17 protein-coding genes are annotated in these 14,607 nt (G+C 57.1%); 6 read left to right on the top strand and 11 right to left on the bottom strand.

Annotated features, from left to right (window positions below):
- The first annotated feature begins 133 nt into the window (after nucleotides 1-133).
- Both AC2FLE_RS14155 and trhA read left to right on the top strand, forming a co-directional pair.
- Complete coding sequence (locus AC2FLE_RS14155) at nucleotides 134-619, top strand: RNA pyrophosphohydrolase (protein ID WP_271952074.1); 486 nt, start codon at nucleotides 134-136, stop codon at nucleotides 617-619.
- Nucleotide 620: 1 nt separating this feature from the next.
- Nucleotides 621-1,268 (top strand): PAQR family membrane homeostasis protein TrhA, encoded by a 648-nt coding sequence (gene trhA, locus AC2FLE_RS14150; protein WP_496697780.1) that lies wholly within the window; start codon nucleotides 621-623, stop codon nucleotides 1,266-1,268.
- 55 nt (nucleotides 1,269-1,323) lie between these two features.
- Here the strand turns inward: trhA and AC2FLE_RS14145 are convergent, their stop codons facing one another.
- On the bottom strand, nucleotides 1,324-2,313 hold the full coding sequence (locus AC2FLE_RS14145; protein ID WP_496697779.1) for an adenosine kinase: 990 nt from the start codon (nucleotides 2,311-2,313) through the stop codon (nucleotides 1,324-1,326).
- The gene (gene nth / locus AC2FLE_RS14140; protein ID WP_496697777.1) at nucleotides 2,310-2,954 is read right to left on the bottom strand and encodes an endonuclease III; all 645 of its coding nucleotides are present in this window, start codon (nucleotides 2,952-2,954) and stop codon (nucleotides 2,310-2,312) included. The genes AC2FLE_RS14145 and nth overlap by 4 nt, the downstream gene beginning before the upstream one ends.
- 210 nt (nucleotides 2,955-3,164) lie before the next feature.
- Between nth and AC2FLE_RS14135 the strand changes: the two genes are divergently transcribed.
- The 3 genes from AC2FLE_RS14135 to AC2FLE_RS14125 all read left to right on the top strand — a co-directional run bounded on the left by AC2FLE_RS14135 (nucleotide 3,165) and on the right by AC2FLE_RS14125 (nucleotide 6,112).
- Complete coding sequence (locus AC2FLE_RS14135; RefSeq protein ID WP_496697776.1) at nucleotides 3,165-4,208, top strand: heme-binding protein; 1,044 nt, start codon at nucleotides 3,165-3,167, stop codon at nucleotides 4,206-4,208.
- 76 nt (nucleotides 4,209-4,284) lie between these two features.
- On the top strand, nucleotides 4,285-5,136 hold the full coding sequence (locus tag AC2FLE_RS14130; RefSeq protein ID WP_496697774.1) for a bifunctional helix-turn-helix domain-containing protein/methylated-DNA--[protein]-cysteine S-methyltransferase: 852 nt from the start codon (nucleotides 4,285-4,287) through the stop codon (nucleotides 5,134-5,136).
- A 76-nt stretch (nucleotides 5,137-5,212) separates the two neighbouring features.
- On the top strand, nucleotides 5,213-6,112 hold the full coding sequence (locus AC2FLE_RS14125) for a cation diffusion facilitator family transporter (RefSeq protein WP_496697771.1): 900 nt from the start codon (nucleotides 5,213-5,215) through the stop codon (nucleotides 6,110-6,112).
- A gap of 12 nt (nucleotides 6,113-6,124) precedes the next feature.
- Here AC2FLE_RS14125 and AC2FLE_RS14120 read toward each other — a convergent pair whose 3' ends face one another.
- Complete coding sequence (locus AC2FLE_RS14120; protein ID WP_496697770.1) at nucleotides 6,125-7,564, bottom strand: aldehyde dehydrogenase family protein; 1,440 nt, start codon at nucleotides 7,562-7,564, stop codon at nucleotides 6,125-6,127.
- A 207-nt stretch (nucleotides 7,565-7,771) separates the two neighbouring features.
- On the opposite strand from AC2FLE_RS14120, the gene AC2FLE_RS14115 reads away from it, so the two are divergent.
- Nucleotides 7,772-8,422 carry a peroxiredoxin gene (locus AC2FLE_RS14115; RefSeq protein ID WP_142639998.1) on the top strand — a complete coding sequence of 217 codons (651 nt, stop codon included), beginning with the start codon at nucleotides 7,772-7,774 and terminating at the stop codon, nucleotides 8,420-8,422.
- A 71-nt stretch (nucleotides 8,423-8,493) separates the two neighbouring features.
- On the opposite strand, the gene AC2FLE_RS14110 is transcribed toward AC2FLE_RS14115, so the two are convergent.
- The 8 genes from AC2FLE_RS14110 to AC2FLE_RS14075 all read right to left on the bottom strand — a co-directional run bounded on the left by AC2FLE_RS14110 (nucleotide 8,494) and on the right by AC2FLE_RS14075 (nucleotide 14,308).
- Nucleotides 8,494-9,225 (bottom strand): glycosyltransferase family 25 protein, encoded by a 732-nt coding sequence (locus tag AC2FLE_RS14110; RefSeq protein WP_282027884.1) that lies wholly within the window; start codon nucleotides 9,223-9,225, stop codon nucleotides 8,494-8,496.
- A gap of 48 nt (nucleotides 9,226-9,273) precedes the next feature.
- On the bottom strand, nucleotides 9,274-9,804 hold the full coding sequence (locus AC2FLE_RS14105; RefSeq protein WP_496697767.1) for a helix-turn-helix transcriptional regulator: 531 nt from the start codon (nucleotides 9,802-9,804) through the stop codon (nucleotides 9,274-9,276).
- A 23-nt stretch (nucleotides 9,805-9,827) separates the two neighbouring features.
- Entirely contained in the window at nucleotides 9,828-10,100 is a 273-nt protein-coding gene (locus AC2FLE_RS14100) for a PepSY domain-containing protein (RefSeq protein WP_496697765.1), read from the bottom strand.
- A gap of 174 nt (nucleotides 10,101-10,274) precedes the next feature.
- Nucleotides 10,275-12,425: a polyribonucleotide nucleotidyltransferase gene (gene pnp, locus AC2FLE_RS14095; RefSeq protein WP_496697763.1), complete on the bottom strand. Its 2,151-nt coding sequence runs from the start codon at nucleotides 12,423-12,425 to the stop codon at nucleotides 10,275-10,277.
- 236 nt (nucleotides 12,426-12,661) lie between these two features.
- Complete coding sequence (locus tag AC2FLE_RS14090) at nucleotides 12,662-13,030, bottom strand: DUF1761 family protein (RefSeq protein ID WP_142640007.1); 369 nt, start codon at nucleotides 13,028-13,030, stop codon at nucleotides 12,662-12,664.
- Nucleotides 13,027-13,449 (bottom strand): SRPBCC family protein, encoded by a 423-nt coding sequence (locus AC2FLE_RS14085; RefSeq protein WP_281973782.1) that lies wholly within the window; start codon nucleotides 13,447-13,449, stop codon nucleotides 13,027-13,029. Before AC2FLE_RS14085 ends, AC2FLE_RS14090 begins: the two co-directional genes overlap by 4 nt.
- On the bottom strand, nucleotides 13,430-13,783 hold the full coding sequence (locus AC2FLE_RS14080; RefSeq protein WP_496697761.1) for an ArsR/SmtB family transcription factor: 354 nt from the start codon (nucleotides 13,781-13,783) through the stop codon (nucleotides 13,430-13,432). Before AC2FLE_RS14080 ends, AC2FLE_RS14085 begins: the two co-directional genes overlap by 20 nt.
- A 315-nt stretch (nucleotides 13,784-14,098) precedes the next feature.
- Nucleotides 14,099-14,308, bottom strand: coding sequence for a hypothetical protein (locus AC2FLE_RS14075; protein WP_496697759.1), 210 nt, complete (start codon nucleotides 14,306-14,308; stop codon nucleotides 14,099-14,101).
- Nucleotides 14,309-14,607 lie beyond the last annotated feature (299 nt).

The raw sequence follows: 14,607 nt of genomic DNA, 5'->3' as shown, positions 1-14,607 counted from the left end.
ACTCTCCCTTATAGAATTTGGCTGCCAGATTGACCTTCGCGTCATCTTTGTCACGCAAAACCTAACGTCATACCCTTTGCCTTGGGCCCGCTGCTTGTTACAGACGCTCCAAAGCATGTTCACGAGGCCGCGTATGACCCCCGAAGAGATTGCCAAACTGCCCTACCGCCCCTGCGTCGGGCTGATGTTGATGAATGCCGAGGGTAAGATATTCGTCGGCCAGCGCAACGACCGCCACAAGGACGCCTGGCAGATGCCTCAGGGTGGTGTGGACCAGGGTGAAGACCCGCGCGATGCGGCGCTGCGCGAGCTGTGGGAAGAAACCGGCGTCACGGCAGATCTGGTCGAGATCATCGCCGAGACCGAGGGGTGGTTGCCCTATGATCTGCCGCATGACATCGTGCCGAAGATCTGGAAAGGTCGGTATCGGGGGCAAGAGCAGAAATGGTATCTGATGCGGTTCTCTGGCCGCGACGATCAGATCGACATTCAGACTGAGCATCCCGAATTCACCCGCTGGAAATGGCAGGAACCGGACCAGCTGGTTGCCGAAATCGTACCGTTCAAACGCGACGTGTATGAACGCGTGGTTGCAGCGTTTTCGGATCACCTGAACTGACATGATCCCACAGACCTATCCCAGTCCGGACCCATGCCACCGCCGCGCCGATCTGGTCGTGCATCTTATCGGTCTGGCGTTGATTTTGACCGCTGGCGGAGCGCTGATCCGCAAATCGTACCTGATGCTCGACAGCGGGCTTATTCTTGCGGTTCTGGTTTATGTAGCCTGTGCGCTGGGCTCTAATCTGGCCTCGTGTTTTTATCACTTTTCCCGCTGGCACCAGCGTCGGCAGCTGCTACGACGCATAGACCATGCCGCAATCTATTCCAGTATCTGCGGCACCTTCACACCCTTTTTCCTGCTGGCCGGTACCGGCTGGACCATGACTTTGCTCTGGTTGTGCTGGGGGCTGACTGTGGTGGCCATCTGGAACAAGATCGCCAACAAGACGGTCAAGTCCCGATGGTCAACAGCATCCTATCTGGGTCTGGGCGCGCTGGGGCTGTGCGCCATACCCGATCTGAAAGATGTCCCCGTTTCAGTCCTGTGGTGCATTCTGGCCGGGGCGGCAAGCTATGTGATCGGCACGGTCTTTTATGCCCGCAAGACACTGCCTTTCCGCTATGCGATTTGGCACGCTTGGGTCAATCTTGGCGGCATATTCATGTTCGTAGGCATCTGGATCGCTCTGTTCGTGCAGGGATAACCGTGAGGGGAGGGGCTCTGCCCCTCCCACAAACTATAGGCCAGTCCTGATCCGATTAGAGCAAGCCGCCCTGCTTGAGCAAATCGATCATATCCGCCTTGGGGCGCGGGCCGATATGGCTGATCACCTCACGGGCGCAGACATTGCCCATCTTGGCGCAGGTCTCATAGTCTCGCCCAGTGGCCATGCCAAACAGGAACCCGGCTGCGAATTGGTCGCCTGCGCCGGTGGCGTCGACGGGAACGATTTTTTCCACCGGAATGTCAAAGCGCTGACCTTCATTCAGCACAGTTACCCCGTCGCCTGACCGGGTGCAGACCACCAGTGGGCAGATATCGGCGGTTTTCGCCAGTGCATCCTCAAGATCATTGGTTTCGAATAGGGATTTGATCTCGGCCTCGTTGCCGATCACAAAATCCAGTTCATTTTCGATCAGCAGTAGGAAATCGACCCGGTGCCGTTCAACGCAGAACGGGTCAGAAATGGCGATCCCGGCCTTGCCGCCGCCCTTGTGGCAATCCCGTGCGGCCTGAAGGAACGCAGCTTTGCCTTTTTCCTTGTCGAACAAATAGCCTTCAAGGAACATGATCTGGCTGTTACCCGCGACCCCAGCTGACACATCCGCCGAGGAAAGCTCCGAGGAAATCCCCAGATAGGTGTTCATCGACCGTTCACCGTCGGGTGAGACAAAAATCATCGAGCGCGAGGTCGGAAGCTCTCCACCCGGTACGGGCGGATTCACGAAATCCACACCGTCCTCGTGCATCGCCTCTGCGTAGAATCGTCCCAACGCATCATCATGTACGCGTCCGATAAAGGCTGCGCTCAGTCCCAGTGCGCCGGCACCGGCAATCGTGTTCGCAACGGATCCGCCCGGCGTTTGCACGCGGCCTTCCATAGCGGCGTAAAGAAGTTCACCCCGCTCCTGTTCTATCAGCTGCATGATGCCCTTCTCGATGCCCATCAGTTCCAGAAAACTGTCATCGGCCTGAGAGATCACGTCCACAACGGCGTTTCCAATACCGGTGAGCTGGTAGGTTTTCATAGGTTCTTGTCCTCGAATTGGCAGAGATCGCGGATGATACAGGTTCCGCACATAGGTTTGCGTGCTTTGCAGTGATACCGGCCATACAAGATAAGCCAGTGATGTGCGTGCAGTTGGAAGTCGGTCGGGATGTTATCTTCGATTGCGCGTTCAACCGCATCCACATGTTTTCCCGGACAGATGCCTGTTCGGTTTCCGACACGAAAAATATGCGTATCCACGGCCTGCGCCGGATAGCGCCACCACATGTTCAACACCACATTGGCGGTCTTACGCCCGACGCCCGGCAGCGATTGCAACGCGGCGCGGGAATTGGGAACTTCGCCGTCATACTCTTCGACCAGAATACGGCTGAGCTTGATGACGTTCTTTGCCTTTTGGCGGAATAGACCGATGGTTTTGATATGCTCGATCAGGCCATCTTCGCCCAGGTCCAGCATCTTTTGCGGGGTGTCGGCGGTTTTGAAAAGGGCGCGCGTAGCCTTGTTGACGCCGACATCGGTGGCCTGTGCAGACAGCGCCACCGCTACGACCAGAGTATAGACATTCACATGCTCTAGCTCACCCTCAGGTTCCGGGTCAGCCTGCTGAAAGCGGGTAAAAATCTCTCGGATCGTGTGGTAATCAAGTTGCTTGGCCATGCGGCGACGTATGCACGTATTGCGGCGCAGGGCAAGCCGATGGCTCGGGTAACCACACAAGCAAGAATCTGCTTAGCGGATAGCTGTGGGTTTTGGATTACGTAGGGTAAGCCTGATTCGTGTTATTCTCGCGATGCGCAGCCTATTTTTATTTCAGCGCATTTTTCCCGCATTGGCGGATATTTTATTTAATTATTGAAAGGTTGATCCATGGCGAACCCAGATCTTGCCGCAAAACTGCAGTCCCGTTATCGGTCTGTTGAGCTGGCCCATCAAGGTGACGAAGACCTCGGCCCCCTGAAATTACTGCCCGGAGTTTGGAAGAACGGCGACAGCACGCGCGGACGTGGCTGGAACATGATCGCCCTTCCGTTTGCGACCGAGCCTGGCAGCCGTCTCAACTATCGTCTGCTGGTTAATCAATTCGAGGAAACGCTTCAATTCACGACCGTTGACAAAGCGGTTCCAAACCGCGGGATTGAGCGTCCGAACCCGGCCTCAGGAGACCCGACCGTTAACACCGATCAGTTTGTGGTTACACTGGATTATCAGCAGTCCATCGCGCAGCTCTCGGCTGAAGATCGCCCCGACAGCGGACTGGCGGGACCTGCCGATCTGGCCATCCATCACGAGCCCGGTCTGTTCCTGCATATGACCAATCTGACCACAAACAATCTGAACGTTGCACGTTTGGGAACGGTGCCACATGGCGACTCGCTGTTAGGTCTTGGAGAAGCGAGCGAGATCGATGGACCGCCAACGATTCCGGTGGTCGACGGGCTGCCCGAAGGGGCCACAAAGGACCTGAACAGCGGATATCTTTCGCCCTACAAACATTATCACGATAATCCGTTCAACGGCGTTGTGACCGCCCCGGGGTTCCCAGGCTTCGATCCTGTGCACCCGCATCTGTTGCTGGCAGCTGGAATACCGAACAATGTGAAAAAAACCACGATATTGCCGTTCAACACCGCGCTTGAGGATGCCGGGATCGTCAACATTCCGTTTGTTGTCAAACAAGCCAACGCGGCGGTGATGGATTCGATCTTTTGGATCATGGAGCTGGACGAGCCGGGAATTGGCGGTGAACCCAAGCTGCTGATGATGTATCTGCAGAATGTCGGTCTGGATTTCTTCCCACGCTTTGACGGGAAGCCCGGTCTGATCCGCTGGCCGCATGTCAGCATCAACGTCATGGAAAAGGTTGCACCCCCGGAAGAGGCGGCACCCTATACCGTTATCCCGCAGGTCTGAGGGGCAGATAGCGCAAGAATCGGGTCGCACTCTGGTCGGTAACAGGCCATCTTCTGTCTATCGAAGGAGTGCGACCATGAATGTCCAGACCCCAGAAAGCGGCTATCATTATAATGTCATGCGCCGGGCGATTGACCTGATTGATCAGGGTGGAGAGGCCCTGAGTCTTGAGGAACTGGCACAGCAGATGGATATGAGCCCCGCGCATTTCCAGCGCCTGTTCTCACGTTGGACCGGGGTATCGCCCAAGCGGTATCAGCAATATCTGACGCTGGGCCATGCCAAGGCGTTGCTGCGCGAGCGGTTCACGACACTGGAAACCGCTCTGAATGTTGGCCTGTCCGGCAGCGGTCGCCTGCATGATCTGTTCCTGAAATGGGAATCCATGAGCCCCGGCGAATATGCCCGTAGGGGTGCCGGTTTGACCATCTATTGGGGATGGTTTGAATGTCCTTTTGGTCCTGCTTTGGTGATGGGCACCGACAAGGGCATCTGCGGAATGGCCTTTGGGGCCGAAACCGGCGAAGAAAATGCCATGGCGGATATGTTGTCGCGTTGGCCCAATGCCAATTTCGTCGAGGACCCGATGCGCCTGCGGCCCTGGGCGCTCAGTGCATTTGGCGCGATGAGCGACCGATTGGAACCAACGCCTCTGTATCTGATAGGCTCGCCCCTGCAGATCAAAGTGTGGGAAGCGCTGATGCATATCCCTTCGGGCCAGGTCACAACCTATTCCGAGATCGCGCAACGGGTGGGATCACCGCAAGCTGTGCGCGCCGTCGGGACGGCCGTGGGTCGAAACCCGGTCAGTTGGCTGATCCCTTGCCACCGCGCGCTGCGAAAATCCGGGGGGCTGGGTGGGTATCATTGGGGCCTGCCGGTGAAACGCGCCATGCTGGCCTATGAGGCGGCACAAGCAGACGCTTGATTTCTGATCAGAAAAAGCCATAGGGATCATCGAACAAAGTGATAGACCTGTCCCAAGGTTGCAGGACACCAATGCGATGATCCAGAAATTTGCCCTGTGGTCGATCCCGATTTCCATCGCGGTTCTGGCCTTGAAACTGTTGGCCTGGTGGTTGACGGGATCGGTCGCCTTGTTGTCCGATGCGATGGAATCCGTGGTCAATGTGGTCGCGGCCTTGCTGGCGTTCTTTGCGGTTTCGATCGGCGGCAAACCTCCTGACGATAATCACCCCTTTGGGCACAAGAAAGCCGAATACCTGTCTGCTGTTGTCGAAGGTGTGCTGATCGTGCTGGCGGCGCTTCTAATCCTGCGAGAGGCCGTTGCCGCGCTGTCATCGTCGCATCTGGACCAGGCCCCGCTGACAGGGGTGGCAATCAATGTGCTGGCAACCGCTCTGAACGGTGCCTGGGCCTATATGTTGCTGCGGGTCGGGCGGCAGTACGCCTCTCCGGCGCTTGAGGCCAGCGCAAAGCATATCTTTACCGATGTGTTCACCTCGGTGGGCGTTGTCATCGGATTGGTGCTGGCCCTTGCCACCGGCTGGCTGATCCTGGACCCGATCCTGGCCATTCTGGTCGCCCTGAACATTCTGTGGGAGGGATGGAAGGTCATTCGCAAGTCGATTGACGGTCTGATGGACGTGTCCCTTACTGATCCCGAACTGGATGAAGTGCGGAGCATCATCGATGCAAATCTGGGCCGGGCGCTGGAATATCACGACCTGCGGGGCCGCCGATCCGCCAGCATGATCTTTGTCGAGTTCCATCTGGTCGTTGACGGTAGCATGAGCGTGGCGACGGCCCATGATATCTGTGACGATATCGAAGACGCTTTGACCGATCAGTTCCCCGGATCGGTTTTTGTGATTCATCTTGAGCCGGATTCAGAGTCTAAAGGGCCCGGCGCAGATAGCGCACGGGCCCCGAAAACAGGTTAGACGGCAGGTGGGTTACTCGGCAGCCCAGCCGCCGACGGCCTTGACCTCAAGGAAATCCTCCAGCCCCCAGACGCCGCCTTCGCGCCCGTTGCCGGATTGTTTCATGCCGCCGAACGGGGAACCCGCGCTGCGGGATTTGCCATTCATCTCGACCATACCCGACCGCAGAGCGCGGGCCATGCGGTTGGCACGGACGTTATCCTGTGTCTGGACATAGTTGGTCAGCCCATAAGGTGTGTCATTGGCGATTTCGATGGCCTCTTCGTCGGTATCGAAGGGGATCATGGTCAGAACCGGTCCAAAGATCTCTTCGCGGGCGACGGTCATCTGGTTGTTGACGTCGGCAAAGACCGTGGGCCGCACGTAATAGCCCTTGTTCAGCCCTTCGGGCCTGCCAGTGCCACCAGCGACAAGGCGCGCGCCTTCGTCGATACCCTTTTGGATCAGGTCCTGAATCTTGCCCCATTGCAGCTCGTTCACAACCGGGCCGATATGGCGGCCTTCTTCCATCGCCGGGCCAACGGTGACACCTTTGGCAATCTCAGCTGCGGTTTCCACCGCCGCGTCATAGATGGGACGCTGAACCAGCATCCGGCTAGGGGCGTTACAGCTTTGACCGGTGTTGTTCATCATGTGCAGCACGCCACGTTTGACGGCCTTTTCATCCGCATCGGCAAAGACCACGTTTGCACCCTTGCCGCCCAGTTCCAAATGCACCTTCTTCAGTGTATCGGCTGCGGCTTTGGAAATAGCCGTGCCCGCGCGGGTGGATCCCGTAAAGCTGACCATATCCACATCGGGGTGCGTGGACAGCTGAGATCCGACGCCAACCCCGTCACCGTTGACAAGGTTGAAGACACCGGGTGGGAATCCGGCCTCATCCATCAGCTCGGCAAAGATCATCGCGTTCAGCGGGCTTTGCTCCGAGGGTTTCAGAACCATTGTGCAGCCCGCAATCGCAGCCGCACCGACCTTCAGCGTGACCTGGTTCATTGGCCAATTCCACGGTGTGATCAGGGCGGCGACACCGACGGCCTCATAGATGATCTGGTCGTTGGGAGCGTGATCGCCCAGCGGCCGCTCGAAAGGAAACGCTTTGGCAGCGCGGATGAAATTTGCCAGGTGCCAACTTCCTGCTCCGACTTGCTGGCTACGCGCCATGTCGATCGGGGCGCCCATCTCCAACGACATTGCCTGGGCCAGATCCTCGGACCGTTCGGCATAAAGCTCGATCAGCTTTTCGACCATCGCGATGCGGGTTTCCGCCGGGGTTTCCATCCAGCCGGGCAACGCCGCCTTGGCCGCTGCAACAGCCGCGTCCGTATCGGCCTGATCGCCCAGTGAAATCACGGCACATGGTTCTTCGGTCGAGGGGTTGATGACCTGAAAATCATGCGTAACCGATGGGGCAACCCACTGACCGTTGATGTAAAAATTGCGTTTCTCGATCATGGTGCATCCTCCTGACCATGCGACGGGGATTCTTGGTTCGGCGCCACTGTGTCAGGCCTTCAGGAAACCGGCAAGCGCGATTTGATCAAATGGAATTTTGAGGTCTGGCCTAGGGCTAAAGTGACTTGCTGACTGTTTAACATCGGCGCAAAGTGATTAGGTTCTGGACAACCGACTCGGTTTTGTAATTAGCAAAGGAGATGCTTCATGGGTTTGCGCATCAACGACACAGTCCCCAATTTCACTGCAGAAACGGATCAGGGCACCATTCAGTTCCACGACTGGATTGGGGATAGCTGGGCCATTCTGTTCTCGCACCCCAAGGATTTCACTCCTGTCTGCACCACCGAGTTTTCGGCCGTCGCGCAGCTAAGCGATGAGTGGGCCGCGCGCAACACCAAGGTCCTGGGCGTTTCGGTTGACGGCGTCGAAGACCACAAGAAGTGGAAAAAGGATATCGAGGCCTATGGCAACGCGCATCCCGGTTTTCCAATCATTGCCGATGATGGTCTGGCCGTTTCAAAGGCCTTCGACATGCTGCCCGCCGAGGCCTATTTGCCGGACGGGCGTACCCCGGCCGACAGCGCGACCGTGCGGTCGGTCTTTATCATCGGGCCGGATAAGCAACTGAAGCTGTCGATGACCTATCCTATGACTGTGGGACGTAACTTTGCCGAGATTCTGCGTGCACTGGACGGGTTGCAGATGTCGTCGAAAGGCGTGGCTACCCCGGCGAACTGGGTGCCTGGCGAAGACGTAATCATTCCGCCTGCTGTCTCAAACGACGACGCCAAAGCAAAGTTTGGCGAGTTCGAGACTATCTTCCCCTATCTGCGCAAGACCAAGGCGCCGTCGTAAGACGGCCCAGGTCAGGGGGGCTGTCTGCCCCCCATCGCGCCTCGTGGCGCGATTCCCCCCGGAAGGTATTTTCAGCCAGATGAAGCAGGCGGGCGCTGCGGGTGCAGGTGCAGCTTGGCGCGGTAGGCTGCGCGCTTGAACTCTCGGGTTAATTTGTCTGACAGGGGCGGTTTTGTCTGAATGGTCGAGCCGCCGATTTCCTGTGCCACTTCCTGATTTCCGCTGCCTTGCAAGGCGTGAACCGGCTGGTCTGTCAGCCAGTGCATCTGCAAGAAGGTATCGACAGGGCGGTCGATTTGGTCGGTGGTCGCCAAAAGGCGTTCGGCGGCGTTTTTCCCCACCATCTGACATACGCATTGCAGGCCGATCACCTTGGGTAGGATCAGCCGCAGGCCATCTTGTTCTGCCAAGACCTCTGCCGGTACTTCGCGCTGTTTTACGGGGATGCGGATATAGTGATCGGGGGTGGCGATTGAGGCCAACAACCCAAGCGCCTGTTCCATTCGCGCCCGATCTATGCGCAGGTCATCCTCGGTGATGATGGCCAGGTCGATATCGTCCTCGACCAGCTTGCGCCAGATGCGTCGATGGCTTTCGAACACGCCGATTTCTGCGGGTCGCAAGGGGAATGGGTAATGCGGGCGGTGCAGATTTCCGGAATGCAGTTCGACACCGGAAATCTGGTCAGGGTCGCGGCCATTTACGGCCTCAAACAGTTCAGCATTGGGCAGGGCCGCGCAGAGCTGATCAGCATTGGGACGGCGCGCGGTGCTCGAGGACATATGGATGACAAAGGATCGCATGCCCCGTGCATAGAACACCGCGTCAGGCGGGGAAAGAGCAACCGTGGATTAAGCCTGGCTCTGGTCGGCGGGTTCTGACGACGAGGACGTGTTGACTAGGGGTTCGGACAAAAGCTCTTCGACAAAAAAGCTGAGCAGTTGAAGCCGTCCCGAGACACCCGCCTTGCGGTAAATCGCAGCGCTTTGTGCCTTGATAGTCCCTTCTTTCGTCTGTCTCATCTCGGCGATTTCTGCGATCGACAAACCTTTGATAGACAAGATTGCGACATCGCGTTCCGCATTGCTGAGCTGCCATTGCGTGAACTGGTTTTCGATGACCTGCGAGAATGCGCCCTGCGCCACGCCCAATTGACGCTGCATGTCCTGTACGCGCAGGCCTTGCGCCCGGATCAGCGTGATTGTTGCAATCAGACCACCAATCAGAGCCAGGGACAGGAACAGTTCGAACTCGTGCAGATGCCGGAACCCGGCAGTTTCGCCACCAAACCAGTCAAGCGCCGCATCGGTCAGGAAAAAGGTGGCGCAGACAGCCTGCACCACCAGAAGGAGCCAGAGAAAAGACGTCTGTGAAATCTTCATAGCGCTCCTTTAAGATTGTCTGGTCAGTCGTCGTCCTCTTCAAGCTCGATCGCGGTGACAACGCCATCGGTCTTGTTCAGGACCAGTTCAGTTTCCACGCCATCCTTGACGAGTTCAACCTCGATCTCGCCATCTTCGAATTCGATCTCTTCGATCTGGTATCCCTGCGCCTCGAGAGTGGTACGGATATCGGTCTCGGTGGTGCCCAGCTTGTCCCCGACTGTCACGTTGGCAAAAGCCAGCACCGGGGCGGTCGCGATCAGTCCGACCAGAGTCAGCATTTTGAAAGTCTCCATTTCGCATCTCCTAGATTTGTTGCGTCGATGTAGGAGACGTGGGTTCACCTGGCCGGTGGTGCGATTGGATTTCGGTTGAATTGGGCGGAATTGGTCCAAGGTTTATGCTGACTGAACAAAAAAAAGACCCCGGACAAAGCCGGGGTCTTTCGAGAAATCAGAGGGGCGAGCAGATTATTCTGCGCCTTCCTCTTTCTTTTCTTTCTTCTCAGGTGCGATCTCTTCGCCGGTTTCCTGATCGACGATTTTCATCGACAGGCGCACTTTGCCGCGGTCGTCAAAGCCCAGCAGCTTGACCTTCACTTCCTGGCCTTCCTTCAGAACATCCGACGGATGGTTCAGGCGACGGTTTTCGATCTGGGACACATGGACCAGACCGTCGCGCTTGCCAAAGAAGTTCACGAAAGCACCAAAGTCGACGATCTTGACCACTTTACCGGTGTAGATCTGGCCTTCTTCGGGTTCGGCAACGATCGAATGGATCATCTCGTATGCCTTCTTGATCGATTCACCATCGGGCGAGGCGATCTTGATCACGCCATCGTCGTTGATGTCGACCTTGGCACCCGAAACTTCGACGATTTCGCGGATGACCTTGCCGCCGGAACCGATCACTTCACGGATCTTGTCGGTCGGGATGTTCATGGTTTCGATGCGCGGTGCATGGACCGAGAAATCATTGGTCTCGGACAGGGCTTTGCCCATCTCGCCCAGGATGTGCATCCGGCCGTCCTTGGCTTGCGCCAGGGCTTTCTCCATGATCTCGGGCGTGATGCCCGCAACCTTGATGTCCATCTGCAGAGAGGTGATGCCGTTTTCGGTACCCGCAACCTTGAAGTCCATGTCGCCCAGGTGGTCTTCGTCACCCAGAATGTCCGACAGGATTGCGTAATCGCCGTCATCTTCCAGGATCAGACCCATGGCAACACCAGCAACCGGTGCTTTCAGCGGAACGCCCGCATCCATCATCGACAGCGAACCGCCGCAAACAGAAGCCATCGAGCTGGAGCCGTTGGATTCGGTGATCTCGGACACGATGCGGATCGTGTAGGGGAAGTCGGTTGCCGCAGGCAGAACCGCCTGCAACGCGCGCCATGCCAGTTTGCCGTGACCAATCTCACGACGTCCCGGAGGGCCCACGCGACCCGCTTCACCAACCGAATAAGGAGGGAAGTTGTAATGCAGCAGGAAGTTCGATTTGAAGTTGCCGTGCAGGGCGTCGATGAACTGCTCATCATCACCGGTGCCCAGCGTGGTTACAGCCAGCGCCTGTGTTTCACCACGGGTGAACAGGGCCGAGCCGTGTGTCCGCGGCAGCATCGAGGTTTCTGCAACGATCGAACGGATATCGGTGGTCGAACGACCGTCGATCCGCTTGCCGCCTTTGACGACGTCGCCGCGCAGGATGCCTGCTTCCAGCTTTTTCATCGCCGAGCCAAGGTTCGCGTCTTCCAGCTGTTCCTCGGTCAGGGCTTCCTTGATCGCATCGCGGGCAGCGGAAACAGCGGCAGTGCGCTCTTGCTTGTCGGTGATCGCGAAGGCTGCGCGCATCTGTTCTTCACCTGCGGCCTTAACGGCAGCGGAAAGCTCAGAATAATCGGGCGCTTGGAAATCAAACGGCTCTTTTGCCGCGTCTTCGGCCAGTGAAATGATCAGGTCGATCACCGGCTGAATCTGCTCGTGTGCGAATTTGACCGCACCCAGCATCTCGGCCTCGGACAGTTCGTAAGCCTCCGATTCAACCATCATCACGGCGTCTTTGGTGCCGGCAACAACCAGATCCAGACGCTGTTCAGGGTTCAGGCGCAGGTCCTGCATGTCGTCTACGGTCGGGTTGAGGATGTAATCGCCATCCTCGAAACCAACGCGGCAACCAGCAATCGGGCCTCTGAACGGTGCGCCCGAAATGGTCAGCGCGGCAGAGGCTGCGATCATCGCAACCATGTCGGGGTCGTTGACCAGATCGTGGCTGAGCACGGTGCACATCACCAGAACTTCGTTTTTGAAGCCGTCAACAAACAGCGGGCGGATCGGCCGGTCGATCAGACGCGCGGTCAGCGTCTCTTTTTCAGTCGGGCGCGCCTCGCGCTTGAAAAAGCCACCCGGAACTTTACCGGCGGCATAATATTTCTCTTGGTAGTGGACGGTCAGCGGGAAAAAGTCCTGACCGGGTTTTTGCTTCCGCGCAAAGGTCACGTTTGCCATCACGCTGGTCTCGCCCAGCGTGGCAATCACACTGCCGTCCGCCTGACGGGCAACCTTGCCGGTTTCCAGTGTCAGCGTCTCTTCGCCCCACTGAATTGATTTCTTTGTTACATCAAACATTTGCGTATCCTAGAAGGGAGCACTCCCGCCCCTGCGGGTCTCCCGTTTGCGTGGCGGCCCCATTGCCGCCGACCCCACTTTATCTTCCATTCGAGTGCCGGGGTCAGGGCACAACGTCTCAGATGGACCGCCCATACAGCAGTTTGGGGGCTTTGGAAAGGCAGGAGTTCCGAGGAAGAGTAAGGGTATAAAGGGCGCATGCCCGATCCATCGAGGGTCGGGCATGCGCTGCGATCCTACAGGATCGCGTGGGCCAGGATCATGACGATACCACAGCCCAGCGCATAGCCGGTGTCGACCGCAATGGCGAAGCCGCTTTTTTGCGCCCATGTCCCGACCGAGGCTGTCTGCGCCGCCACCGCAAGGATCGCAAGCAGGGCGACGCCCAGGCTATTGGTGGTCTCGGTCACCGCGATTACCGCAGCCAGCAGGATCAGGAACACGATCTGTGTGGCCATCGCGCCCAGTGGCGGGGTTTCGGGCGGCGTCGGGTCGATGCGGGTGCCTTCGGCCCAGCGTTTCTGAAAGCCCATAGGGCCGTAGACCAGCCAGCCCAACAAAAAGGCAGCGACCACCCCTGCACCGAGGGCCAGCCAGTTGATCATAGTGCTGTCTCCAGCGCCGCAAGGATAGCGGTCCAGCCGCCCTCGTGATTGTCTCGGCTTTCCTGCGAGGGAAAGCGGATGTGGTGCAGCCGCAGCTCGGTGCCCTTTTCGGTGGGTGTGAAATCCAGTGTGACCGTAGAATCGTCTTGGCTGTAGGGCGAATTCCAGGTGAATTGCAGACGGTTGGGGCGGTCGATGACCTTGTATTCGCCCTCATGCGGCAGATCGCCAGCCTCGGGCGCGCGCATGATGATTTTGAACCGGCCGCCGACCTTGGCGTCGGAATGCGCTTCGGGCACGGTCATGCCCGGTGCCGGCAGCATGAATTTTGCCAGCATCTCGGGGTTGAGCCAGGCATCAAACACCTTTTCGGGTGGATGTGGAATGGCGCGCGTTATTTCAAGTGACAGGTCCGTCATCTTCTGGGTCCTCCAAAGCAGTTTCCAAGGCGTCCAGCCGAAGCGCCCAAATCGAACGCAACCCGGCAAACCAAGAATCAACGGCTGATAAAGGAGCCATCTGAACCTCGATCAGATGTTCGCGCCATTCGGTCCGGCGCTGCACCAGCTCGGCGTTTTCCAGCACCTTGATGTGCTTGGAGACCGAGTTGAGGCTCATATCGAATTGCCGCGCTATGTCCGTCACCCGCAAAGGTCCCTGCTGCGCAAGCATCGTCAGAATAGCGCGGCGGGTCGGGTCGGACGCGGCCTTCAATATTACATTGAGGTCATATCGACTCTCTCGTTCAACCATTTGGATGAATTACAACCTTATTCTGCTTCAGTCAACCATTTGGGTGAATAACATGTTGAAACCCTGATTGACCAGTCGCCAAATGCACCCTTTGGATAAGGGTTTGGCCCTGATCGGTGCAGATGTGGCCGAATACAGTCTGAGTCAGGTAAAATTTGGGGAGGACAAGTGTGGCTAACGATTTTGGTGGAGCCACTGATTACGGGTGAGATCGAACCGTATTGGCCCCGTCTCCAGCTTAAAGAAGAAGATCCATTCTATTATGATCGTGCAGAAAGCGGTTTTCATATATCCGGGATCAAAGCGGGTCTGGGCCTATTGCAACGAATCTTCTTTGCTACGCGGTTGGGGAAACCCCAGTTCTTCTTCTTTCAGTATGCCGCGGAGGATTGCGGCAGTTTCCACCTCGGACATTCTTTTTACGATGCTATCTGTGCCAGAGACCATTGTTGACTTTTTTTCTGATTTAGGAGCCTGGGAAAGGTTAGCTGCAAAAACGCGGTTCAAAACTGATTTTAGAGGCATTGTTAAACTCCAGTAAAATAGTCGTCAGACACTGTCGCTGCGGGCCAGTCCGAACCACGAGGGTGGGAGGGCTCAAAGACCGTTTGCCGTGAGTGTGTACCCGCAGCGACAGGCGGCATTTAGGAACCGACCGATCCTGTGCAAAGGGGGAAGATATTGGCCTTTCGCGTCATTTTTTGACTCTCTGATAAAAAAACACAACGTTGCTTACGTTTACGTCAACTTTCTAAACCAGCGCTGAGATTCTGCGACGCAACGTCACAATTTGACACCTGTTCATCACGGGCAAATTCAACGGT

Source organism: Ruegeria sp. CDSA077, assembly GCF_059612265.1.
The sequence above is the reverse complement of the archived record's forward strand: the minus strand, read 5'-3'. Positions and strand labels throughout refer to the sequence as shown.